This window comes from Streptomyces sp. NPDC012935 (assembly GCF_042900345.1).
Taxonomy (GTDB): domain Bacteria; phylum Actinomycetota; class Actinomycetes; order Streptomycetales; family Streptomycetaceae; genus Streptomyces.
Genome location: NZ_JBIBBC010000031.1, coordinates 1 through 25,012 on the forward strand (window position 1 = coordinate 1; position 25,012 = coordinate 25,012).

Below are 25,012 nucleotides of genomic sequence, written 5' to 3' on the forward strand. Positions count from 1 at the left end.
CTCCGCGCCATCGGCGAAGCCCGCCTGATCACCCCGCTCCGTTCCGCAGGCGGACACCGCCGCTACTCCCGCTACCAACTGCGCATCGCCGCCCGTGCCCGCGAACTCGTCGATCACGGAACCCCTATCGAGGCCGCCTGCCGCATCGTCATCCTCGAAGACCAGCTCGAGGAAGCCCAGCGCATCAACGCCGAATACCGCCGCGCCGCCGGTTCAGCGGACCAAGCGTCTGCGGCCGCAGACGGCTGAGCCCTGCCGCTCCCCAGGGACTTCGCGGCTGCCGCTCACGCAAGTTGCCCGGAACGCAGGTACTCCGGATCACGCAAGTTGCCCGGAACGCAAGCATCCCGGGCAACTTGGTCTTTGCGGCCATGCCCAAGCCTCGCCGGTGAGGGGGCGGGTGGCGACGGCCTGTTCCCTCTGTGCGTGGGTGCGGGCGCCGGAGAGGGCGACCGCCGCGGGGGAAGCCGGTGGGCGCTCTGGTTGCCACCGGCTTCTCGGCGGACCTGCCCTGCCGTTCTCGCCGTCACCCTCTTCGTCTGCACCGTCGTCTACCGGGCCGCTGCAGCAAGTGGCGCTGAGTGGCCTGCACCAGCGCTGCCACATATCACATTGTCATCCGGGCGAGACCTGGCTGCGCTGGTGTCGGCGGGCCGGCCTGAGCGAGAGTGCCGCCAGCCCCTAGCGATATTGAGGTCTGTCGTGACTGCTGTGCCCTTCCTTGCCCCGTGGCTGGCCCTGGCCTCGGCGCTGTGGACGATGCTGCCCTTGATGTTCCCCCGGCGGCGCCGGGCAGGAATTCTCATCGCCCTCGCGCATCTCCTCGCCACCGCGGCCCTCATGCGCCCCTGGACGCAGGGCTGGTACTGGCGCGACGGCGCCTGGTTGCTCCTGGTGTTCGGTCAGGGCGCCCTGGTCTCGCTGGGACGGCTCGGCTTCGAGCTCAGCCCGCTCGGGGCCCGCTCCCGCACAACCCCCGCCGACCTGGACGGCACTTCGTAGCCTGCGGACAGCAGTTCGTGCGCCCGCACGCCGACGACGGGCCGGAGCCGGTGCACTTGCATAAAGACGGCCTTTGCTGTCCGGGTTGTCGGTGGTGCGCTTGCGGCGCGGCGCCCCGCGGACCGCCCCGCACCCCGCCGCCGAGGCACGGGTTGTCTGTGGGGCACCGTCAGTCCTCTCGCGTGGGCTGGCGGGGTCAGAGGTGTTCGCGGAGCCAGGCCAGGAGCCCTCCCACGGCGACGGCGCCCAGGGCTGTGGCGGCTCCGCGGACAAAACCGGTCAGTGCGGTTCGGGACAGGTGCCGGGACAGGCGGCGCTGTCGCAGCGGGTGCCGGCAGCTGCGGCCGGGCTTGGGGTGCGGTGTGGTGCTGATGGTCGGGCTCCAGTCATGTGGGCCGATGCGCCCCGGGTGTGCCGGGGTTCTGGTCTGCGCATTCGGGCCTCGTCGGACGTGAACACCTGAGACGATGCCCGGGCCTGATTTGTTGCCCAAGTCGCAACAAATGCTGTGAGCAGGTCTTTTGGAGTGATGTACGTCATGGCGAGCGGCGGCCCGGGAAGTTCGGGCGGCGGGGGAGCGGGTCGCGGCCGCGGCCGACCGCGTAAGGATCTCGACCCGGAACTGGCCCCCGAAAGTAGCCCGGTGGGCCGGCCACTTACGGAGGCTGATCGGCGGCTGCTTCGCCCGGACGCCGACGCGGCGCGCGCCCTCGGGGTGACACCGGTGACGCTGTCGTACTACCTCTCCGGCAAGAAGGAAGTGCCCGAGCGGGCCTTCGTACGGCGCCTGCACACGGTGCTCGCCCGGCAGAACAACACCCCCACCGACGCCGAGGCGGTGGAGCAGACCGATCAGCTCTACCTGGCCGCACTCGCCGTGCTCCAGCCGCTGGTGTTCAAGCTCCACATCCTCACCGACCAGAGGGAGGAGGCCTTGATGAGGGAGCAGGCTGCCCGCGAGGCACTGCGCAGGGCCCGGTCCTCGTTGGAGCTCGCCGAGCGCGAGGTTGCCGGGCTGCGCCGACAGCTGCGGCTGGCCCGCAAGGAACGGGAGGCTCTTGCCTCTCAGACCGAGGACCTTGTGCGGCAGTTGCGCCGGGCACACGAGGAGGCAGCCGGCGCTGTCGTCGCGGAAGCGATCAGGATCGCCCAACAAGCCGCCGTGGCACAGTCCGCCCGTGACGCGGCCGGCCGCAGAGCAGGCAAGATCATCGTGATGGTGTGTGCGGCAGCCTCTGCGGCCGCTGCCGCGGTGGTGGCACTCGGACCCGTGATGCTGGGGGGCGACACACCGTGGCAGGCGTGGGGATGGACCGCCTGCGCCGGCACGGCCGTGGCCCTGGGGGCTGCGGGCGCCAGGCGCTACCGACTGCTGCGACGCCTGGATGTGTACTGGGACTGGCGCGCGCACCTCCTGCTCCTGGCCCTGTCGGTCGCGATGGTCGCGGGCTGCGCGTTTCTCCTGGCTGCGGGCCTGGCCACCCACCAGGACTACGTGGCACGCCGGCTGCGCGTGTCGGCCGACGTCAGCAACTGCCGACAGACCGGCAGAATCCTGATCAAGGCAGCAGACGAGAACGGCCCGAGCCAGTACGCCCCCATGTACGACTGCGATTACGAGTGGACGGTCAACGGCCGCACCTACCGTCAACGCACCGACGGCCTGCAGGAGTTGGACGGGGAGCGCACGACCGTCTTCGTGGAACCGACGCGACCGGACACCATGGTCCCCGAGGTCATGTCCCCGTACCGGGGCCTGTACGGCATGGCTGTGCTCGTCCTCCTCATGCTCGTCTTCCCCGGCTGGCATCTCAAGGAACTCCAGGACAAGGTCGCCGACCAGGTACGCAAGCGCGTCGACCATGCCCTCTCCAACGCGAGGGAATCAGTGGTGACCACATCCTCCTGAGTTCGGTGCGTCGACCTGCGTCAGCGACCCATAGCATCGCTCCCTGCGTCGCCCGTTCCAGTCCGTGGTGGGTGAGGGCGCTGGGAAGACCACCGCTGCAGGGGAGGCCAGCAGCCAGCCCGCCATCTCAGTGTTGTCGGTGAACGCGCCGGGCTAGTGTGAGTACAGGTTCAGCGCGCCGAGGTCTTCTTCGCCGGGTGAACAGCAAGCCCCGGCCGCGCCTTGCTCGGCCGGGGCCGAACGCTGTCGTCGTCACCTCGGGCGGCATCCTCGCCGCGCTGTGCGGCACGCTGCTCTCGTTGCCGCACGAAAGAGTCGTGGCCCTCAACTGGGGGACCGTCAACGCCTTACTGATCGTTTCAGAATGACTGCTGCGCTGGTCGCCGCCTCACGTCAGGCGGGGTCCTTCTCCCAGTAGTTCTGCGACCCGCTGGGCGGCCTCGTCTGCTGGTAGCTCGGCCGGCCAGGGGAGTCGTTCGGCGCCGTCCTGGACTGGTTTCTCATCACGATCCAAGGGGATGAACTGCCAGTCTCGGCCGTGCCGCCAGAACACGATCACTCCGTGAGGCCACGCAGGAAGGCTGGTGGTCCACCAGAATGCTGTCCCGCCAGCCTTCCTCGTGGCGCTCGTCGGGGCCGTGACCTATTGCGATGCAAGCCGCGGCGAAAGCGGCATCGGCGGTACGTCGATGCTGCCAGAACAAAGCCACTGACCGATCTTATCGATGGCTTCAGCGAGTCTGCGATCTTGCGTCTGGCGATCTTGATCGGCAGGCTGTGCGGGTGCGTGCTGATCTTGCCTGACTTTCAACGAGCACGCTCACTTCGCCGGCGATCGCCGCCGCATGCTCATCTACCGCTGAACCAGGCAGTCATCTACTCGGCCGGCGCTGCCAGGGACACAGCGGGGCCGCGCCGAAGAGCGCGTACACGCAGGCACGGACCTGGTCTGCGACCACCTCGGGTGTGGAGCTGTCCAGCTTGCCGTCGAGGTGCAGGAATGCCAGACCGTGGACGAGGGCCCACACGGTACTCGCCGGGGCGCCCGAGCTGTCCGCAGCCGGGAAGGGCGCACGCCCCGGCACCACCGCCCGGACGAGGGACTCGGACGCTCCCGGGGCGGCCTGACCTGCAAGATCCACCTGGCCGGTGAAGGCGGACTCCGCCCGCTGGCGCTGCTGATCACGCTGGGCCAGTGGGGCGACGCTCCGCAGCTCATCCAGGGGCGGACGGTCCGCCGGCTTCGACAAGACGACCTGCAAACGCAGGAGCGAAGTGGAGCGGACGATCAACGCGTTGAAGTTGGCTCCGCCCATGATCAGCCGGGCAGGCCCTAGACCTGCCCGGCGAGGGGATACCTTCACGTCTCGGCGCGGCGCAACTTACGGTTTGTGGGTTACCCAGAGCAGTTCCGCCGGCCAGCGGTGTGCCCAGTCGGGTGGGTCGGTTTCGTTGTAGCCGTTGGGTGTTCCGGGTTCGGGCCGCGGCTCGATGAGGTCGTCGATGATGAGACCCGCGCCGCGCAGAACCTTGACCCAGTCGCCGTAGGTGAGCTGATAGCTGGTCGCGCCGTCGTCTTCGGCGATGGTGTTCAGCCCGAAGTAGTCCTGCTGCAGCGTCGTAGTCACGCGGCCGGCGGCTTCGTCGTAGCAAGCTTCGAACCATGGGCTGGCGACGTTGAACACCAGGCGCCCGCCTCGGCCCAAGACGCGTGCGGCCTGCGGGACGGCCAGGTGCGGGGGCGCCCAGCTGAGCCCACCGAAGTCGCAGAACACCAGGTCGAAGCTTTCGGCGGCGAAGGGGAGCTGTTCGGCGGCGCCCTGCACCAGCGGGTAGCGGGCCGCTCCCATCGCGCGGGCCGCTGCGGCGAGTTGGGCTTCGGACAGGTCGAGCCCGACCACGGTGGCGCCCTCGGCGGCGAGCACCCTGGACCACTGGCCGGCGCCGCAGCCGAGTTCGAGGACGCGCTTGCCGGTGACGTCGCCCAGGGCGTGCAGGTGCGCGTCGGGGATGGAGTACATGCCCCACAGCCGGGGTGCGGCGCCGATTTGCGGATCGTGCTCGTGCTGGTAGGCGCTGCTGATCTGGTTCCAGAGCCGCCGGTTGGCGGGGATGCTGTCCACGCGCCGACTCCAGCACTGCCTGCCGGGGGCGGTCAACACGATGAGGGCACCGGCCGGCCCTCGCCTCGCTCCGGCCCTGTCTCGGCCATGATCCGCCGGACGAGCCCTAGCCCCGGCATGTACTGATCGTCGTTGGCCGTGCGCTCGGCCCCGAACGCCGGCATCGCGGCGAAGTGCCCGTCTGCGTGTCCGGCACAAACCCTCGCCCCACCTGCCACGCACGGCTGCGCCTTCGCCCGCTTGAGCCCAAGCTTCTCCAGCCGCTAGATGTAGACATGCATAGGAGACATAAGCCCACTGTCCCCACTCGGTAACGTCGCAACGCGAGCGCCGTGCGCCCTGGCGGTGGCCTGCTCGGCCTTCATGCCCTCCGGTGTGATGCTGCGCGAGTGGGTCCGCCCCATCGCGTAGCCGACCGCCGGGGACGCCGGGTTCTAGGCCCGCCCGCCGACGGCGTGGGCACCGCGTCTCTCGTCATGCAGTGCTCACACGGAGAGGCTGGAGATACGGGCCCAGACGGTCTTTCCGGTCGGGGCGCTTGCGGCGAGCCCAACTGGCTGCTCAGGGCGTCACGATGAGCAGGCCCCGGCTGTGTCCGCCAGGTACTCCAATGGGCGACGCGAGGGGGCGTGGGGCTGGGATCGGGCACGGCGCACACCACCGTGCTGCCGGTGCGGGCTATGCCGAGCCATCCCTTGGGCTGCGCATCGCCGGGACTGGGCAATGCGTGCTGAACGGCGTTGGTGGTGAGCTCGTTGACCACGGTCGTCAGGTCTACGGCGAGCGCGTTCAGCCGCCAGGCGCTGATGGTCGTGAGAATGACGCGGCGGATGGCCTTGAGGCTGTCGGGATCGCAGGTGAACGCGCGGGCGGCGAAGTCGGCCGTGCTGATCCCCAGTTCGAGTCCCTAGTCCGGTGTGATGGACAAGGCCCGGGCAGGTGCGAGTCGCCCTCGCTGCCGGCCCTCGATGAGCTCGGCTCCCGCGGCGAGCTGGACCCGCGGTAATCCATCGGTTGCACGCCGATCACGGCGTTGTCCTGCCAGTCTTCGCCCTACTCGAAGTAGCCGTCCATCCCGCACTGTGGGGCACACAACCGTCCTGCTTGGCCTTGGCGGAGCGGGTCGTTGCCCGGCGCGCTCCGTCCTGGTAGTCAGGGGCTGGCTGTCGCTTTCAGGGCGGCTTCTACCTTCTTCACCTGTCGCAAGACCAGATCTGTCGGGAGTACCGGCATGAGATCCGCCTTCTTCTGCTTCGGCAGAGTGCTGCCGAAGGTTTCATTGATGTTGAACCAGACGAGGACGTTACTGCTGCGCACGATCCCGTACGCCGTGTGGTTCTCAATCCCGTTCATTGAGAAATGCATGCTCACCCTGAGCGACTCGTCGCCTGGTTCGAGTGGTTCTCCGAGCGAGAGCTTCGCGCGCACCGATTGGACGGACTTGTACACCACCGACGGACACGCCTTGAGTGACTTTTCGACCGAAGCGAACACCTGCTTGGCCTGACCGGTGGGATAGCTGGTCAGTGCCACCGATTTGGTCCCTACGCTGTTCTCGGGGTCACGCAGGTGGAACCGCGTATAGCCCACTGTGCCTTCCGCCCAGCCGTGGTGGAGCAGCTTCACGCGGGCAGACAGATCTCCGGCGTGGTGGTGGTCACCGCCGGCTTCATGTCCGCCGGTGTTTCGGTGCCGTGCGCTGCTCCGTAGCCGCTCGCTTCGCCCTCGGCCAGTCTCGCGGCTTCCAGTTCTCCCTGAGTGAGTGCGCGAGCCTGGACGGCGGCAGCCTTGGGGCTGGATGCCTGCGCCCCGCATCCGCTCACGGCCGACACAGCAAGGATCATCACCGACGTCGCCGCCCAGAGTCTTCGCCGAACAAGCCCGATGGGCCCGCGGCCCCTACGCGAACTGCGAAACATCCCCGCCCCTCCCGAACAATTGGGTCGAGAGCATAAGCCAAGCGTCGGCGTAGCAGCCCGGGCGGGATGCTGAAGCATCGCAGAACGTGTAGGCCCGGATCCTGACTACGCAGTGACCTCCCGTGTCACGACACGCCTCCCGTCCTGCTGACGACCCACTCTGTGCGGGCGGCGGCCTCCCGGTCACCTGCGAACACTGGGGCCAGGCTCTTGGCATCTGCTGATCTCGCGCGGGTACGCGGCAGGTCCTGACAGCGGCCCGAGTGCCAACTGCCGGGCATGGGGTCGGGGTCCGACCGGGGCGAACGGGCCCGATATCCGCGCCAAGTCACGGTCTACGGCTGGGGTACCAGGCATGGGTCAACGGCCGCCGTTCCCCGTCAGGGTTTGATGCGTCGAGTCATTGCCTTGACGAGGTCGGTCCTGGCGACGTGGAGGGCGAAGCCGTCCTCGCCGTCCGCGGCGGGCTTCGCGTACCAGGGCAGCGCGCGGCGGCGCCACTTCGCGGCGGTGAGGTTGCTGGGGAGCGCCGGGAGGGGCAGTGCCCAGTCGCCGAGCCGTAGTTCGCCGTGCCAGATGCCGGCGGGGAATTCGGCGACGGAGACGCGTACGACGAAGGAGCCGCCGGTGGCCGAGGCGACGAAGGAGGTGCTGTCTCCCCGGTCGTTGCTGAGAGCTACCGCGAGAGCGCCCTCGGGGTGGGCGGTGAGGGTACAGCGGCCGGTGAACTCCAGCTCGGTGGGGGCGTCGGGGGCCCATCGGACGGTGTCGTTCAGGCCGAGGTGGGGCAGCACGGGGTGCTTTTGTTCGCCGAGGTCGAGCGTGAAGTTGCCGTGCGGGTGGGTGGTGTAGAGGGTGGCGGCCCGTGGCCCCGTGGTCGTGTTCACGACGTGTGTGGCGGCTTTGCCGGACACGGCGTTGGCCCGCTTGCTGCCGATGCGGACTTCCCGAGTGATGCCCTGGGCGCCGATGGCGAGGGAGATGTCCCACAGTCCGTCCCGGAGCGGATCGCCGTCGGCGGCCGTGGTGATGTCGACGGAGGCCTCGAAGCCGGCCTTCTCGTAGGCGTAGTGTCCGTTGTCCTCATCGGCGCCGAGTCCGGGCGTCGCGGTGTGCGTGACCGGCAGCCGGAACTCCTCCTTGGAGTCGCGTTCGCGCAGGACGAGTTCTGTGCTGACGTCCTCGGTGGCGACGCGGTGGAGGTAGCCGTGTCCGGCGAGGTGCAGCGTGGTGCCGTGCAGTTCGGCACGGTCGATTCGGTGGCGTACGCCGAGTTGAGCCGTGACGTCGTAGCAGTTGTCGGGGATGGCGCGGTCGGGGTCGCGGAGGAAGGGGTAGCGGGCGAGGGCGCGGCCGCGGTCGATGATGAGGGGGGTGGACACGGAGCTCCGGGCGAGTTCCTTCTCGAACCGTACGAGTGCGAGGAGTTCGTCCAGCATCCGGTGCCGTACGAGGTGCAGCCGCAGCCGGGCCATCGCCGAGAGCCGCTCGTTGAGGCCCTCGTGCCACAGCGGGGCGATGGTCTCGGCGAGGCGGGCGAGGGCCTTTTCCTGCTGGGGGCGGGGCTCGTGGACCAGATGGTCCAGGAGCTGCTGCACCTCGACGGTGAGGTGCCGCTGCGCCAGGTGGTCGCGTCCGGGGCCGGGCGGCACGCTTTCCAGGATCATGTCGACCACGCGGGGCAGGAAGGTCAGCCGGGGCTCGGTTCCGCCCGTCCGCAGGGTGATGTTGCCCTCGTCCTCGCGCTGTACCCAGAACAGGCAGTCGTAGGAGGCCAGTACCGAGATGCCCGCCGCGTGGAGGTAGGCGGGCCCTACGAACAGCTGGTCCTCGCCGATGGACAGGTCCACGGGGAAGCGCAGGGCGTGACGCTCCAGCAGTTCCCGGCGGAAGAGCTTCATGGGGTTGAGCGTCCAGTAGACGCGGGAGGAGAACACGTCGGTCTTCGGCTGGTCACGCCGGAACATCGAGGCGGGGGCCTCGCGTCCGCCGACGCCCACCATCTTGCCCAGCACGACGTCGGTGCCGTTCTTCTCGGCCATGGCCACCATGCGTTCGAGGGCTTCCGGGCCCAGGTAGTCATCGGCATCCAGGAAGAACACGAAGCGTCCGCGTGCGTGGTCGAGTCCGGCGTTACGAGGTGCCGAGGGGCCGCCGGAGTTCGGCTGCTCGAAAATGGTGATCAACCCTGGGTACACGCCCGCCAAGCGGTGAAGTTCCCTGGCGGTCTCGTCGGTTGACCCGTCGTCGACGACGATGATCTCCAGCTCATCCTGGCCGATGCTCTGCTCGGCGACGGATGTAATGCAACGCGTCAGATAAGGCATCGCATTGTACGCGGCGACAATTACGGAAACGGCCGGGGTAGCCATCGTCACGCTCTCCAAGGAATACAGGGAACGCCCCGTATTCTGGATGGCTTTTTAATTGGCCGATCGAATGCTGTTGGGCGTCAATTGCGAGGGAAGGTGCCACAAAGGAATGTGAAGATACCATGACCTCTCTGTGCCCGCGTAATGACCACTCGATGAAGGGCCGGTTCGAGCCAGGTCGGATCTGCTGAGATGGACGACACTGCGCCGCAGGTCAGCCGAGTGGCGATGCCTTGGAGGCCCCTTCGCTGCGGTTGATGCCGAGCTGATCCCATGCGCTCCCTATGGGTGATATGAGCATTCGCTGTGATCTTTGTCATACCCGCGAGTAACGGGATGTGTATTGCGTGTGCGCTTCGCGTAAAGGGATGATCACTTGACCTTCTTTAGCTTCTCTTTATGTACGAGGTATCTGTGTCAAGGGTGGGGAAAGGCTGGCGGCTTGGTGCTGCCACTGTTCTGGCGGGGGCACTACTGACATGGGAGGGCACTGTAGGCGGTACACCCGCCACAGCCGCCGTTGCGTGCCCGTCGGGTATCAATTCGGACTTCAACGGCGACGGCGTCAGGGATACGGCGATCGCCGACCCTGAGGCGAGTGTCGACGGCGTGCAGAAGGCGGGGGTCGTGCATGTCGTCTACGGCGGCGGGAAGGGCACCCTCACGCTCTCGCAGGCAACAGACGGCGTACCGGGCGTGCCCGAGGCCGGCGACCAGTACAGCCACGCGCTGGCCGTCTACGACGCCGACCTCGACGGCTGCAGCGACCTGGTGGTCGGATCCCCGTACGAGGACATCGGCGCCGCGCCCGACGCCGGCGGCGTGCAGGTGATCTACGGCTCGACGAACGGGCTGAACGCCGGCGGCAGGGCCGTGAAGGAGATCTACCAGGGCAGCGACAAGCCGCTGGGCGGTACCGCGGAGGCCGACGACTGGGTCGGGTACGCAGTCGCGGCCGGCAAGACCTCCGGCGGCACGCCGTACCTGCTGATCGGCAGCCCCGGTGAGTCGATCGGCACCGTCGAGGACGCCGGCTCCTTCTACTACGTGAGCGGCACCGCACAAACAGTCGTCGGCATGGACCAGGACACCGAGACCGCTGGCGCTGTCCCCGGCGTGGCCGAGCAGGACGACCGCTTCGGCAGCGCGCTCGCCGCGACGCCGACCCACTTCGCGGTCGGCACACCCGGCGAGGCGCTGGGCACCGCGACTTTCGCCGGCGGCGTGGCCTGGTTCAGCCACACGCTGACCTCCGACTATCCGAAGCCGCTCGGCGGACTCGGGCAGGACCAGGACACGATCGACGGGGACGCGGAGATCGGCGACCAGTTCGGCACCGCACTCGCCATGGTCCCCCACCGGCCCTCCGGAGCCACCTCCACCACCGAGTCGCTGCTCGCGGTCGGTGTTCCCGGCGAGGACGGCAAGACGACCGTCGACGCGGGCGCCGTCCAGGTCTTCCGGCTCACGGCCGGCGGCACCTTCAGCGAGACCGCCTGGATCAGTCAGAACACCGCGGACGTGGACGGCGCGGGAGAGGCCGGCGATCTCTTCGGCAAGCGCCTCGCAGCCGTCAACACCTCCCCGAACGCGACCTCTACGGCCACGACCACCAGGCTCGCGATCGGCGTGCCCGGCGAGGAAACGACCGAGGAGTTCCCGGACGAGGGCGGCGTCCACATCGTCCCGCTGGTCGGCGCGCCGGGTGCTTCCGACGTCTCGATCGACCCGGCATTCGGCATTCCGTCCGCACCGGCACCGCGCATGCTCACCGGCCTTGCCCTGGACGGCACTTCCTCGCTGCTGTACGTGGGCGTGCCCTATGGGCCGGCCGAAGGACGCGCGGTCTACGGCTTCCCCTGGAACGTGGCCTCCGGCGGTGCGCCGACGCAGACCTTCAAGCCCGGCGAGGGCGATATCCCGGCGGGCGGCGTCGCCTTCGGCGCCACCACCCGCTGACAACGTCACCACACTCGTGGCACTCACATGCCCGACGGCCGTGCTGACGCGCGACCCGATGAGGGCGGCAGCCCTCGCGGGGACGCTGCCGTGCGCCTCCGGTTCAACTGACGACCCGTCAAGTGCCTGGCATGGCCTCACCGGAGCAGGCGTTCCGGCGAACCGGACCTTCTGACAGACGTGAACCAACTGGAGAGCAGACCCGTGTCCGCAGACAGACACAGACCGATACGCCGAGGCGTGGTGCTTCGTGCCGCCGTGGCGGCGGCCGTCACCGGCGCGGTGGTGGCCGGCGTGACGGTCCTCCCAGGCGGGGGAGACCAGCCGGCGCAGCCGCAGACGCCGGTGGCCGCCGAACAGCCGATGCAGACCGAGGAGCAGGCCCTCGCCGTCGCGCAGGAGACCGGCAAGAAGACCGAGGTCGTCGGCCTGCGTACCGAGCGTAGGGAGATCTTCGCCGAGCCCGACGGCTCCTTCACGGCCCGGGAGTACACCGAGCCCATCCGTACGGTCCGGGACGGCAAATGGTTCGACATCGACGCGACGCTGGTGGAGCGGGCTGACGGCAGTTGGGGGCCGAAGGCCGCCACCGTCGATCTGAGCTTCTCCGCCGGGAAGGCATCCGAGCCGTTCGTCACGATGCAGCGGGCAGGCCGTGAGTTCGCCCTGACCTGGCCGTACGGCAAGCTGCCCGCGCCGCGCGTCGAGGGCGACACCGCCACCTACGTCGACGCCCTGCCCGGCGTGGACCTCGCCGTCCGGGCCGAGGCCGACGGGTTCGGGCATCTGCTGGTCGTCAAGTCGCCCGAGGCGGCGGCCGACCCGCGGCTGGACAGGGTCGACCTAGGCCTGACCACCAAGGGCCTGAAGGTCGCCGAGGACACCGCCGGCGCCATCGTGGCCGAGGACGCCGCCGTCGGCGGCACCGTCTTCCAGGCGGGCGAGCCCGCGATGTGGGACTCGGCTGCCGTGACCGAGGCCGCAGCCCGCAAGCAGGGCCCCAAGGCCGTGTCAAAGGCTCTGAGTTCCGCCGTAGCCGGTGCGGACGAAAACACGACGCCCGGCCCGCAGGCTCATACAGCCCCCGAGCCCGCCCTCGAAGGCCCGGGCGGCGGCGGACGAGTCGCCCCGCTCAGCGTCGAGGTCGGCAAGAACAAGATGAGTCTGCTCCCCGACCAGAAGCTCCTCCACGGCGATAACACCGTCTTCCCGGTCGTCATCGACCCGATCCAGCGCACCACCTCGCGCACGTCCTGGACCGGCATCATGTCCGGAATGCCCAGCGAGCAGGACTGGAAGTACTCGGGCAGCGCGGGTGTCGGAAAATGCCCCACCGACTACAACCCGGTCTCCTGCAACGGCGTCGGCGTGCGCCGCACGATGTTCACGATGCCGCTCTCCTACTACAAGGGGAAGCAGATCATCGGAGCGACCTTCTCCGCCCGGGTGGAGCACATCTACAGCGCCACCCCCACCGCGGAGCCCATCCGGTTGTACCGGGTCGGCGGCAAGGACTACTCGCTCACCTCGTCCAGCAACTGGTCCAACACCTCCGGCGACTGGGTGGACCAATTGCAGACCGTTGACAAGGCGATCTCCCCGACCTCCTGCTCAAGCCAGGCCAACCTGCACTTCGAGAGTGGTGAGACCGGCGAGCTGACCAACGAGATCAAGACGGCAGCCGCGGGCGGCTGGAACGCGATGACGCTGGGCCTGCGCGCTGCCGACGAGACCCGGTTCGCCGAATGGAAGCGGATCTGTGGCAACGCCTACCTGTCGATCAAGTACAACAACCTGCCGCGGCAGATCAAGACGTCGGACATGTACACCGACCCTGGTGGCCTGTGCCGCTGGGGCTCGACCCGCGCGTACGTCGACCAGCCTCCGACGCTGCAGGCCATCGCCAGCGACCCCGACCACGGAAACGGCCAGACCGACAAGGTCAAGGTCGAGTTCAAGGTCGAGTGGACCGAAAACGGCATGGCCAAGTCCTACACACACCTGACCAAGGAGTGGCTGTCGCCGACTTCCGGCACCAAGTTCGAACACACCGTCAGGTCGACGATCCCGCAGAACACCGTCATCTACTGGAGTGCCCGGGCCACCGACGGTGATGGCTACGGCCCCTGGAGCTCGGAGGGCGACACCGCCCAGCGCTGTGAGTTCACCTACGACGGGCGCTGGCCGGGCAAGCCGCTGGTGAACTCCACGCAGTATCCGCCGGGCACCGATTACCACGACGGAGTGGGTACCTACGGCACCTTCACCTTCTCGCCTAACCCTAACGACACCATCCCGGACACCGATGTCGTCAAGTACCGGTACTCCTTCGACGGCGCCGCGCTGAAGGACCTCCCCCCGGCCACGCCGGGCGGCTCGGTCTCCGTTGACTGGATGCCGACCTGGCCGGGACGGCACGTGCTCGAGGTGATCGCCGTCGACAAGGCCAACCACGCGAGCAGCACCCCGTATCACTTCCTGGTCAGCGAGGGTAAGCCCGTTCTCGCCCAGTGGAACCTCGCCGACAAGGCTGGCAACACCGAGGCGCATGACGAGAGCGGGGAGTTCTCGGCCACGGCCGGCACGGCTGTTACCTTCGGCGTGGACGGCCCGGGCGGAAAGGTCGACAAGGCGGCCCGCTTCGACGGCAGCGCCGATGCCTGGCTGGACACCGGCAAGACGGTGCTCGACACCTCCAAGAGCTTCAGCGTGAGCGCCTGGGTGCGGCCCACCGCCCTGGACCGGAACATGACGGTGATCAGCCAGGACGGCACCGGCGAGCCCGGCTTCACTCTGGGCTACGACGCTGGGGCGCAGGCCTGGAAGTTCGCCGTCCCAACCAACGACGTCGACTCGCTCGGAGAGTGGAAGGCCGTCTCCACCGGAGTGTCCGTGGTCAAGGACCAATGGGTGCTGCTGACGGGTGTGTACGACGCCCAGCGAAGTGGCGGCCCTCAGCTCCAGCTCTACATCAACAAGGACCTCAAGGCCTCGGCCGGCCGGCGCTCGACCTGGAAGTCGTACGGTCCGCTGCAGATCGGTCGTGCGACGGCCAAGAGCGGCTATCGCGACCACTTCGTCGGCGACCTCGCCGAGGTCCGTGTGTTCGACCGCGTCCTGCCGCCGGCCCAGGTCGCCGAGCTGATGACGATCAAGCCGGTGCGGAAGGGCTATTGGCAGCTCGACGATGCTGCCAGCGGTGCCTCCGCCGATACCGGCGGCGGTCAGGCGCTGGCTCTCGCGGGCAACGCCTCCATCTACCGCCCCGATCCGGACGACCCGTTGGGCACCGCCGCCTTGGTGGGGGACGGCCACCTGGTGGTGGACGGAGACGGGGACTACGCGTCCACCGCGACCGCCCCGGTCACCGGCAACAGCAGCTTCACGATCTCAGCCCGCGCCCAGCTCACGTCGCTGGACCCGGTCAAGTCGCAGACGGTGCTGTCCCTGCCGGGCGCCAACGCCAACCGCGTCCAGGTCCGCTACCAGGCCGCCACCCAGCAGTGGGAGCTGGCCGTGGCGAAGACCGACTCGGCGACCGCTGAGATCGTCACCTTCACCGACAACCAGGAACTGGCGAAACCCGACGGCTCCGGCCAGCACCTCGCGGTCGTCTACGACGCAGTCGCCAACTCCATCCGTTTGTACGTGCAAGGCCAGCTCGTGGCCGGTGCCTACGGCGAGAACGACACCCTGTGGTCCGCCACCGGCGGTCTGCAGGTGGGCCGTTCGCTGCGCGGGCCAAGCGAGTACTTCGCCGGCGCCCTGGACGAGGTCCGCGTCTACAGCGGTGCCGCCGACCAGATCGCGGTGCAGCAGATGGCCGCGCTGACGGCGGTACCAGACATGTGACGCTACGTCACTTCCCTGGGTGTGCCGGGGCCTTGAGGGCCCGGCACACCCGTCCCATGCCGCTTTCCCCTCCAATCCATGACGTTCTCCTCTGAAAGGGAACCGACCTCATGTTTCGTGGCCGCTCACTGAGCCGCCGCATGCCGAGACAATCGGTCGTCGCGACAGCGATGGGGCTCGCCCTCGCACTGTCCGCGTCGACCGTCCAGGCAGTGGCGCTCGACGACGGCGCCCGGGGCCGCACCAGCCGCCCCGGCGTCCAGGACGACGGCGATCCCGCCAAGGGACGCGACGCCAAGTCCAAGTCCCGGCCCTCGGACCCGGCCCGCAAGGCCGCGGTCAAGGGCCTCGACAGGGCGGTGTGGCCCAAGCGGGGCGGCACCGAGGTGAAGCTGGGGGCCACCGCGGAAGCGGGCGGCCTGCCGCTGAAGGTGCTCAAGCCCAAGAGTGCAAAGGCTGCCAAGGCCGCGCCCAGCGAGGTGCAGGTCGACGTCCTCGACCCGGCCCGCGCCGCGAAGCTCGGTGCCGGCGTCCTCCTCGGGGTCGAGCGGTCCGACGGCGGCGACAAGGCCGCCAAGGTCCGCCTGAGCGTCGACTACTCCGACTTCGCCGAGGGCTTCGGCGGTTCGTACGCCTCCCGGCTGCGTCTGGTGCAGTTGCCCGCGTGCGCCGTGTATGCCGCGCCCGGCAGCAAGGAGTGCCCGCAGCAGCCCAAGGTGCTGCCCACGGTGAACGACGTACGCGCGGGGACGGTCTCTGCGGACGTGACGGCCGCCCCGGCCGCAGCCGAGGGCGTCTCCACGATGGCGGGCACGACGGCCTCCCTGCTGGCGGTGGCTGCGGGCCCGTCCAGCGCGCAGGGCACCTACAAGGCGACGGCCCTGTCGCCGTCGGCCAGCTGGAACGTCGCCACCTCCTCCGGCGCGTTCAACTGGAACTATCCCCTGCGTTCCGTCCCGACCCCGGGCGGCCAGGTCCCCACCGTAGGCCTCGGCTACTCCTCCCAGTCCGCGGACGGCCGCACCTCGGCCACCAACAATCAGGGCTCCTGGATCGGTGAGGGCTTCTCCTACGACCCCGGCTACATCGAGCGTCGCTACAAGCCCTGCTCCGAGGACGGTCACACCAACTCCGGCGAGCAGTGCTGGGCGTTCGACAATGCAACCGTCATGCTCAACGGCAGCGCCGGTGAGCTGGTAAAGGACGACACCACCGGCAAGTGGCACCTGTCCTCCGACGACGGCAGCAAGGTCGAGAAGCTGACCGGCGCCACCAACGGCGACAACGACGGCGAGTACTGGCGCATCACCACCTCGGACGGCACCGAGTACTACTTCGGCCAGAACCGCCTGCCGGGCTGGGCCACGGGCAACGAGGAGACCAACTCGGTCTTCACCGCCCCGGTCTTCGGCGACGACTCCGGTGAGCCCTGCTACAACGCCACCTTCACCAGCGCCCACTGCAAGCAGGCCTGGCGCTGGAGCCTGGACTACGTCAAGGACACGCACGGCAGCGTGATGTCCTACTTCTACGAGCGCGAGACCAACTACTACGCGCTCAACGGCAAGACGGACGTCAACGGCACGGCGTACCACCGCGGCGGCTACCTCAAGCGGATCGACTACGGTCAGCGCGACGGTCAGGTGTACGCGGCGAAGGCCCCCGCCCGGATCGTCTTCAACACCGCCGAGCGCTGCCTGCCCACTGCCGACTTCGACTGCGCGGTGAGCAAGCGCACCAAGGCCAACGCCGCCCACTGGCCGGACGTCCCGGTCGACCAGGAGTGCAAGGTCGACACCAAGTGCACCTCGCCGGTCCAGACGTTCTGGACGACCAAGCGCCTGACGTCGGTCGTCACGCAGATGCGCAAGGACGCCACGACCTATCAGGACGTGGACGCCTGGACCCTGACGCACCTGTTCACCGACAACGGCGATGACTCCAAGACGTTGTGGCTGTCGAAGATCGAGCATGAGGGCCGCGCCGGTACAGCGGTGAAGCTGCCGTCCGTCGACCTCTTCGGTGAGCAGCTCGCCAACCGTGTCGACGCGGTCGGCGACAACATCGCGCCGTTCCACCGTTTTCGTCTGTCGATGGTCCTCAGTGAGACCGGCGCCCAGCTCGACGTCACCTACGCTGCGACCAACTGCACCAAGGACGCACTGCCCAAGCCGGGCGAGGCGATCAAGCGCTGCTACCCGGTGAAGTGGGCCCCGCCGGGCTACACCGATCCGATCACGGACTGGTTCCACAAGTACGTCGTGTCGTCGGTCATCGAGACGGACCGCACCGGCGGCAGCGACGGCATGGTTACCCGCTACACATACGAGGGCGACGCAGCCTGGCGTAAGGCGAAGCCGGACGGCATTACCGACGCCAAGTACCTCACCTGGGGTGGCTGGCAGGGCTACGGCAAGGTCACTGTCACCAGCGGCACCGCCGACAATCAGACCACCCGCATCGACTACACGTTCATGCAGGGCATGAACGGCGACGCGGATCCGGCCGGCGGCATCCGCTCGGTGACGGTCAAGGACTCCACGGGCGCCACGTACACGGACGACGAGGAGTTCACCGGCCACCAGTTGGAGGCGGCGACCTACGACGGCGACAAGCTGGTCTCGAAGACCATTGCGACTCCGTTCCGGCACTACACCGCCACCCAGACGCGCAGTTGGGGCACCACTCGTGCGGCGATCGTGCGTACCCAGACTGGTCGCGGCTTCGAGCTGAAGTCCGACGGGACCTGGCGGGAGACGAAGTCCACGACGACATACGACACAGCGAAGGGCGGCCGGGTCACCCAGGTCGAGGACCTGGGCGACGTCTCAACTACCAAGGACGACTCCTGCACCCGCACCTGGTACGCGGACAGCACGGCGCAGAACATCCTGTCGCTGCCGTCCCGCAGCGAGTCGGTGGCGGTGAAGTGCTCCGCCACTCCGGACTACAAGACGCAGGTCCTGGCGGACGAGCGCACGTCCTACGACGGTGGTGCGTACGGTGCGGCGCCGACCAAGGGTGACGCGACGAAGACCGAGCGCCTGACGTCCCACAACGGCACCACGGCGACGTACCAGGTCACCGGCACCACGACGTACGACAGCTACGGCCGCCCGCTGACCCAGAAGGACGCCAAGCAGAACCTGACGAAGACGGCGTACACGGAGACCAACGGCCTGCTGACCAAGACGGTCGTCCACAACGCCCTCGACCACGCCACCACCACCGACTACGCCCCTGCCTGGGGCATGTCCAAGGGGCAGACAGACCCCAACGGCAGACGGACGGACCTCGCCTACGACGCAATGGGCCGCCTGACCTCGGTGTGGCTGGCGGACCGGGCGTCGACTCAGACACCGAGCATCAAATACTCGTACAACGTCCGTAAGGACAAGGTCACCTCGATCAAGACCGAGAAGATCGAGAACGACGGCTCATACGGCAGCGAGTACCAGCTCTACGACAGCCTGCTGCGGCCCCGGCAGATCCAGACCGAGGGCCCGGACGGCACTCGCATGGTCGCCGACACGTTCTACAACGGCACCGGCAGCATCAAGAAGACCAATTCGACGTACAACGCCGCCGGCGCCCCCTCCGACGAACTGCTGCTGGTGAGCAACAGCCAGGTCGGCCAGCAGAGCCTGCTGGAGTACGACGGCCTGGGCCGCACCACGGCACAGATTTTCGCGGTAAGCGGCGCCGAGCAGTGGCGCACGACGACCACGTACGACGGCGAGCTGACCCACGTCAACCCGCCGACCGGCGGCGTGCCCTCGACGACGATCACTGACGGCCAGGGCAACGTCTCGGAGCTCCGCCACTACCGGGGCGCGTCCCCGGGCGCGGGTGTGCCGTACGACGCGATGAAGTACACGTACACCACGCGCGGTTCACTGGAGACGGTCACCGACGCCAAGGGCAACGTGTGGCGTCACGAGTACGACCAACTGGGCCGCAAGACCAAGTCGATCGACCCGGACGCGGGCACCTCGCGCACGGAGTACGACGAGCTGGACCGGCCGGTCGCCGCGTACGACGGCCGCAACAAGAAGATCTCCACGGTCTACGACAGCCTCGGCCGCGTGGCGACGACCTGGCAGGGTGAACCCACCACTGGCACCAAGCTGTCGGAGACCAAGTACGACAAGGCCGGCTGGCTCGGCCAGGCCTACGGCTTCCTGAGCTACGTCTCGCCGACGGAGTACTTCACCACCGCCGTCCAGTCGATGGACGAGTTCTACCGCCCCCTGAAAACGGCCTACCAGGTCCCAGCGTCGCAGGGCTCCCTGGCCGGCACCTACGTCTTCACCGCAACGTACAACCGTGACGGCACCCTCCAGAGCACCGGCCTGCCCGCCATCGGCGACCTGCCGTCGGAGGCGCTGACCTACACCTACGACGCCCTCCAGCGTCCCAAGACGATGACGGGCTCCACGTCGTATGTCACGAACACCGTCTACTCGCGCACCAGCCGGCTCCAGCAGCTGGAGCTGTACTCGGGCAGCGGCAAGAAGGTCTGGCAGACCTTCAGCTACGAGACCGGCACCGACCGGCTGACCCGCTCGGTGGTCGACGTCTACGGCGCCACCGCACCGGCGAAGGACTCCACGTACTCCTACGACCAGGCGGGCAACGTCCTGTCCATCGCGGACACGGCGAACTCGGCCACGCCGGACGTGCAGTGCTTCGCGTACGACAGCCGCCAGCGCCTCGCGGACGCCTGGACCCCGGCGGCAACGGAGACGACGGCGGGCGGCACGGGCACCCGTGGCTCCACCACCCCGGTGAACGGCACGGGACCGGCCGCCTGTGACGCGGCGCCCGGATCGAACTCGCTCGGCGGCCCGGCCCCGTACTGGAAGTCGTACGAGACCGACGCCCTCGGCAACCGCACCGCGGAGACGCTGCACGACACCGGCCTCGACACTGCGAAGAACATCACCCGCAGCTACGAGTACGGCACCGCCGGAGCCCAGGGCGATGGCCCGCACCAGCTCACCAAGGTCACCGAGCAGACCCCGACCGGCGACAAGCAGTCGACGTACGAGTACGACGACGCGGGCAACACCACCAAGCGCACCATCGGGGGCAACGCCCAGTCGCTGACCTGGACCGACACCGGCAAGGTCAATGAGGTCACCGAGGCGAACGGCTCGAAGACCAGCTACCTTTACGACGCCTCCGGCAACCGGCTCGTCCGCAAGGACCCAACTGGTACCACCGTCTACCTGCCCGGTACAGAGCTGAAGCTGTCGGCCGACGGCACCAAGACGGAAGCCACCCGCTACTACGAGTTCGCCGGACAGGCGGTCGCGGTCCGCACCGCGGCCAAGCTGTCCTATGTCGCCTCGGATCACCACGGCACGGGCGAGGTGGCGATCGACGCCACGACCGGCGCGATCAGCCAGCGCCGCTTCGACCCCTACGGCGTAGCCCGCGGCGAGAAGACCGGAACCTGGCCGGGTGAGAAGGGCTATGTCGGCGGCACCATCGACGCGTCGACCGGACTGACGCACCTTGGGGCGCGCGAGTACGACCCGGTGATCGGAAAGTTCATCTCGGTCGACCCGCTCATCGACTACACGCAGCCACAGCAGATCAACGGCTACGCGTACGCGACCAACTCGCCGGTCACCAACGCCGATCCCACTGGCCTGAAGAACGCGGCCTGTGAGGACCCACGGGTCGAGTGCCGCGGAGGCCAGCCTGTCGGCTATAACTCGGACCCCGTTGTAGACGCTCAGTCCGATGCCAGCGCGGCTGCCGCGAATCTGGCGGGCGCGCAGTCCCAGCAGTCCTCCGCCAAGCAGCGGATCAAATCCGCGGGCAAGGCCCTAGTCAAGATCGCCCGGGACATCCTGGGCGTGGACGCAGCCCTCGACTGCATCTCCACCGGGGACGTCGGAGCCTGCGGCGAGACCCTGCTCAACATCGCCGGCAGCTTCGCCGGCGGCCTGGCAGGCAAGATCCTCGCCAAGTACGGCGCGCCGTGGAACTGGGCCAAGGGCATCAAACTAGCCAAGCGGGTCACCGGCCTGATCGGCGACCTGATCGGCGGGGCCAAGGACCTGTGGAAGGCCAACAAGGCGGTCGGCAAGGCGAGAGCCGGCCTCTCCCGGGCGACGGACAAACTAGCGGACGCCAGGAAGAAGGCAGCGGAAGCCCTCAAGAAGAGAAAGAAGAACGAGGACAGCGGCTCCTGCCCAATCGGCGGCAAGCACAGCTTCCTGCCTGGCACCAAAGTGCTGCTCGCGAGTGGAAAGACCAAGAAGATCGAGCAGGTCAAACTGGGCGACGAGGTTGTAGTGACGGACCCGAAAACGGGGGCAACCAAGTCCCGGGAAGTCGTCGGCACGATCGTTACCGAGGACGATAAGCATTTCGTCGACCTGACGGTCAAGAGCAAGTCAGGCAAGACCGAAACCCTGGTATCCACCACGACCCACCCCTTCTGGGCGGACTCGGAGCAGCGGTGGGTGGAAGCCGGGCAGCTCAAGCCAGGCATGCGCCTGCACATCGCGGACGGCAGCCCGGCCGAGCTGACGGCCACCCGATCCTTCGACCAGCGCCAGCGTACCCACGACCTCACCATCAGTGACACGCACACGTACTACGTCCTTACGGAGGAAATTCCCCTCCTCGTGCACAATTGCGGGACTCACCCGGACGACCGTTCGGGTGATGACTTCACCGACGCCGGTCGGCAGAAGGTCTACGACGAGAACCTCGAGGCCAACGACGGGGTCCTCCTGTGTGACTACTGTGGTCGCACGGTGGAACGGCGCGCTTCGCGGGACGCCGACGGCAACCCCATCAAGGGACAGCCGGACGACGCTCAGATCGACCACGAGATTCCCAAGGCGCAGGGAGGTTGCGGGTCACCGCACAACGGTTGCGTTGCCTGCCGGCGGTGTAACAGAGACAAGTCTGCGAAGACAGTCGAACAATGGGACGACGAGTTGCGGGAATTCCTGCCCGAGGAGTAGATGTGTCCGAATCGAGCGAGCGGCCGGTCTCGGCCAGTGGTGCGAAGCTGTTCAAGGTTGCCTTTGACCTTGAGGCAGAGCACGCGGACTGGCCACCGGTCTCGGTGGAACGCCTCTGGGGCGAGAAGACGGACGTCAGGTCCGAGATCAAGGTGGTGAACACACCGTTCTTCGTGCGCGGCATCGCGTACGGAGACCTGATCCGGGTCAGGCCGGACCACGAGCGACGTGAGCTCGTATTCGAGAGCTTCACGTTGGAGTCCGGGCATTCGACGATCCGAGTCGTCTTCCTGCGCAGCGGCCTCCGGGAGTCCGTGGAGCGTCGGCTTCGTGACGCGGGCTGTAGCTGGGAGACCGCGGGCGGCTTCGAGAACCTCTTGGCCGTCGACATAGCGCCGACGATCAACTATGGAGAGTTGCGTCAGTGGTTGGCCGAGCGAGTGGACTCAGGAGACCTTGAGTTCCAGGAAAGCGCGATCTCGGCGATCCACCGGAGTCAGCTGAACAGCACCTCCTAGGCGCCTCCCAGGCCAAGTTAAGAAGATCCAACGGGGCCCGGTTTGCTTCCTCAAGCCGGGCCCTTGACCTTGCCGTCTTCGACTGCGCGCCGGACGAGACGACGGGGCCCGGCCAGCGCGAGCGCAGACGCGGCGCTGCGAGGCCGGGATGGTGCTGGCGGTGCTCCGACCTTGCTGCACACCGTGGATGAGCTCTAACTTCTGCGTGCCTGTCGGCCACCGGCGGCCAGCTTGGGGTGCTGGTAGGTGCGTTGCCAGCTACGGGGCCAAGGTGAGTTCCGCCAGGGGTCGATCGTGTTCAGAGCGTGGGTGGTGTCCCAGGCGTCCTTGCAGGGCTTTCCGGCGTGTCTTGGGTGCGAAGGTGCCGAGTCGCAGGACAACCTCAAGGCGGAGACGATCAGCGGGAGCATGGCGTGCTGTCCGTCAGTGACAGGCGGGGCGCGGCACTCGCATCGTCCGTCCTCGCAGAGGAGGATTTCCGCCCAGCCGCTTCGGGCGGGTTTCGTCTCCGGCAGCCGCACTCCATCGGCCGCTGGACGAAACGAATTTAAAGGGGGTTCGTGAACGTGGATTCGCTTGACTCTGACCTCAACCCAGACGTTCTTGAAGCGGGAAGTCTCATCTCGTTGATGGAACTGGCGGCTGTGAAGAAGAGCCTCGACCTGGGGCGGGTTTACAGTCACCACGCGTCGGGACCCGACCTGCTCACGTCGGCCGAGCTGGATTCGAGTCGAGGAAGGATCTCTATTCAGCTCGACAGCCAGAGCAGGGCCTTCTTCGTTGCAATCCAAGGGCAGGGGTTCACCTGGGCCGACGGTGCGACCGATGATCTCGACGATCTGATTGATGCGGTAGCGTCCTGGCGGGATGGCATTTCGGTGGATGATTTCGCCGGAAAGTTCCCGTTTATGGCGCCGGGGCGTCAAGCAAGAGCCCGCGAGTCAGGTGATCCAACGCTCGCTCAGTGGAATTGGCTGCGGACTGCTGAGGAATTTTCCGAGGAGCGTCCTCTCGTGGAAGAAGCCTATTCGTATGGTCGCTTCGGTGGTTTCTTCCCGACTCTCAGCCATGGAACGCTACGACTTCGCTCACGCCGCCGATTTCAAGGGGGCGGGGAGGCTCGCCTCACTCCACTTTCCGGAGGTCTCTACCGTGTGGAGAATGCCCTCTTTCATGACCAGAAAGTCGTGGATTCTCTGAGGGAAGCCCTTTCTGTGGCTTCTGAATCTCTCGCCGGGGACGACTGAGTCGTTCGCCTTGGCGGATCAGGGGCCCCGTCAGGTCAGAGTCGACGGGGCTCCTGCGGCGGCGACGGTAGTTGACGGGACGTCAGCGAGGCAGCGCATCGTGGCAGGTCGTCGCTGTTGCCATGGGGGTCGTTTCGGCGATCGCCAGCCCCTTGAGCGCGACGCCAAGGGCGTCGACGTCGCCTCGCAGGAGGCGGAACCGCCGCCTTTAGCCGACAGCGCGCTGCCCGGCGCCCCGGGCCCACGGTTGCCTAAAGCGTGTTGCACAAGGTCGTGTCCGGGCAGGTCAGAGCCCGTGAGTGGCGATGTCTGTTCATAAGGCGAGGGCGAGGTTGTGCATGTGGGCGACGGCCTGGACCGCGTGATGGAGACTGTCGCCGCGCTGGCGGCAGTCGCGGAGGATCTTGTAGTTCTTCATCCGGCCGATGACGTGTTCCACGCGGGCGCGGACTTTGCGGTGCTCGGCGTTGTCGTCCTCCTCAGCCTTCAGCAGAGCCCGTCCCGGGCGTTTGCGGTGTGGTACCGCCATCCCGCAGTTGAGGTAGGCGCCGTCGCCGAGCACCGTCACGTCCTGGCAGTGCTGGCTGAGCCCGGATGCCCGCCAGGCATGCGCGTCCGCCGTGGTGCCCGGAACCGGACGGGCCGCCGCTATCACCAGCCTGGTGTCCGCGTCCACGATGACCTGCACATTCGCGGAGAAGCGGTAGTTGCGGCTGGAGGCGGCCACCTTCCGGTCACGGACCGGGACCAGCGTGCCGTCCACGATTCACATCCGTTCCGGGGCATTGGCCGGACGGGAGGCAGGCTCGAGTGCGAGCAGCGGCCCCAGCCGTCGGATGACATGGCATGCGGTGGAGGAGGAGACGCCGAACAGCGGGCCCAGCTGCCGCATGGTCAGGTTCGTGCGGTAGTACACCGCAACCAGCAGTACCCGCTCGGCCAGCGGCAACGACCACGGCCGGCCCCGCAGAGTGCCATTGCCGCCCCGCTCCCGCACAACCTTCAACAGACGCGCAAACTGCGTCACCTGCAGCCCGGTGAATGTCTCCACCCACACCCGCTCAGCCCTTAACACCCCGGCCATACCAGGGAGATGCCCAGCTCAGAGCCTTGTGCAACGGC

13 protein-coding genes and 2 pseudogenes are annotated in these 25,012 nt (G+C 67.8%); 10 read left to right on the plus strand and 5 right to left on the minus strand.

Annotated features, from left to right (window positions below; genetic code table 11):
- The 5 genes and pseudogenes from ACFY5C_RS39825 to ACFY5C_RS39845 all read left to right on the plus strand — a co-directional run.
- Window positions 1–249: MerR family transcriptional regulator (locus ACFY5C_RS39825; RefSeq protein ID WP_389454806.1), on the plus strand; the 249-nt coding region annotated here is incomplete at its 5' end.
- A gap of 453 nt (window positions 250–702) precedes the next feature.
- Entirely contained in the window at window positions 703–1,002 is a 300-nt protein-coding gene (locus ACFY5C_RS39830) for a hypothetical protein (protein WP_389454808.1), read from the plus strand.
- A 643-nt stretch (window positions 1,003–1,645) separates the two neighbouring features.
- Window positions 1,646–2,911, plus strand: coding sequence for a hypothetical protein (locus ACFY5C_RS39835; RefSeq protein WP_389454810.1), 1,266 nt, complete (start codon window positions 1,646–1,648; stop codon window positions 2,909–2,911).
- A gap of 197 nt (window positions 2,912–3,108) precedes the next feature.
- Window positions 3,109–3,279: a hypothetical protein gene (locus tag ACFY5C_RS39840; RefSeq protein ID WP_389454812.1), complete on the plus strand. Its 171-nt coding sequence runs from the start codon at window positions 3,109–3,111 to the stop codon at window positions 3,277–3,279.
- Window positions 3,280–3,981: 702 nt separating this feature from the next.
- A pseudogene (locus ACFY5C_RS39845) lies at window positions 3,982–4,131 on the plus strand (IS5/IS1182 family transposase); the annotation flags it as partial.
- Between the two features lie 162 nt (window positions 4,132–4,293).
- On the opposite strand, the gene ACFY5C_RS39850 reads toward ACFY5C_RS39845, so the two are convergent.
- The 4 genes from ACFY5C_RS39850 to ACFY5C_RS39865 all read right to left on the minus strand — a co-directional run bounded on the left by ACFY5C_RS39850 (window position 4,294) and on the right by ACFY5C_RS39865 (window position 9,325).
- Window positions 4,294–5,034 (minus strand): class I SAM-dependent methyltransferase, encoded by a 741-nt coding sequence (locus ACFY5C_RS39850; RefSeq protein WP_389454814.1) that lies wholly within the window; start codon window positions 5,032–5,034, stop codon window positions 4,294–4,296.
- Window positions 5,035–6,186: 1,152 nt separating this feature from the next.
- Entirely contained in the window at window positions 6,187–6,660 is a 474-nt protein-coding gene (locus tag ACFY5C_RS39855; protein ID WP_389454816.1) for a hypothetical protein, read from the minus strand.
- Window positions 6,657–6,866: a hypothetical protein gene (locus ACFY5C_RS39860; protein ID WP_389454818.1), complete on the minus strand. Its 210-nt coding sequence runs from the start codon at window positions 6,864–6,866 to the stop codon at window positions 6,657–6,659. The genes ACFY5C_RS39855 and ACFY5C_RS39860 overlap by 4 nt, the downstream gene beginning before the upstream one ends.
- Before the next feature lie 467 nt (window positions 6,867–7,333).
- Window positions 7,334–9,325 (minus strand): glycosyltransferase family 2 protein, encoded by a 1,992-nt coding sequence (locus ACFY5C_RS39865; protein WP_389454856.1) that lies wholly within the window; start codon window positions 9,323–9,325, stop codon window positions 7,334–7,336.
- Window positions 9,326–9,934: 609 nt separating this feature from the next.
- Here ACFY5C_RS39865 and ACFY5C_RS39870 point away from each other — a divergent pair.
- The 5 genes from ACFY5C_RS39870 to ACFY5C_RS39890 all read left to right on the plus strand — a co-directional run bounded on the left by ACFY5C_RS39870 (window position 9,935) and on the right by ACFY5C_RS39890 (window position 23,890).
- Window positions 9,935–11,284: a VCBS repeat-containing protein gene (locus ACFY5C_RS39870; RefSeq protein ID WP_389454820.1), complete on the plus strand. Its 1,350-nt coding sequence runs from the start codon at window positions 9,935–9,937 to the stop codon at window positions 11,282–11,284.
- Between the two features lie 240 nt (window positions 11,285–11,524).
- Entirely contained in the window at window positions 11,525–15,136 is a 3,612-nt protein-coding gene (locus tag ACFY5C_RS39875; RefSeq protein WP_389454822.1) for a LamG domain-containing protein, read from the plus strand.
- A gap of 140 nt (window positions 15,137–15,276) precedes the next feature.
- On the plus strand, window positions 15,277–22,125 hold the full coding sequence (locus ACFY5C_RS39880) for an RHS repeat-associated core domain-containing protein (protein ID WP_389454824.1): 6,849 nt from the start codon (window positions 15,277–15,279) through the stop codon (window positions 22,123–22,125).
- A gap of 2 nt (window positions 22,126–22,127) precedes the next feature.
- Window positions 22,128–22,643, plus strand: a complete 516-nt coding sequence (locus tag ACFY5C_RS39885; protein ID WP_389454826.1) for a DUF4265 domain-containing protein — start codon at window positions 22,128–22,130, stop codon at window positions 22,641–22,643.
- Window positions 22,644–23,209: 566 nt separating this feature from the next.
- A complete protein-coding gene (locus ACFY5C_RS39890; protein WP_389454828.1) occupies window positions 23,210–23,890 on the plus strand; it encodes a DUF6193 family natural product biosynthesis protein in 681 nt (226 codons plus the stop codon).
- Between the two features lie 313 nt (window positions 23,891–24,203).
- Here ACFY5C_RS39890 and ACFY5C_RS39895 read toward each other — a convergent pair.
- Window positions 24,204–24,974, minus strand: a pseudogene (locus ACFY5C_RS39895) (transposase family protein).
- Between the last annotated feature and the right edge of the window lie 38 nt (window positions 24,975–25,012).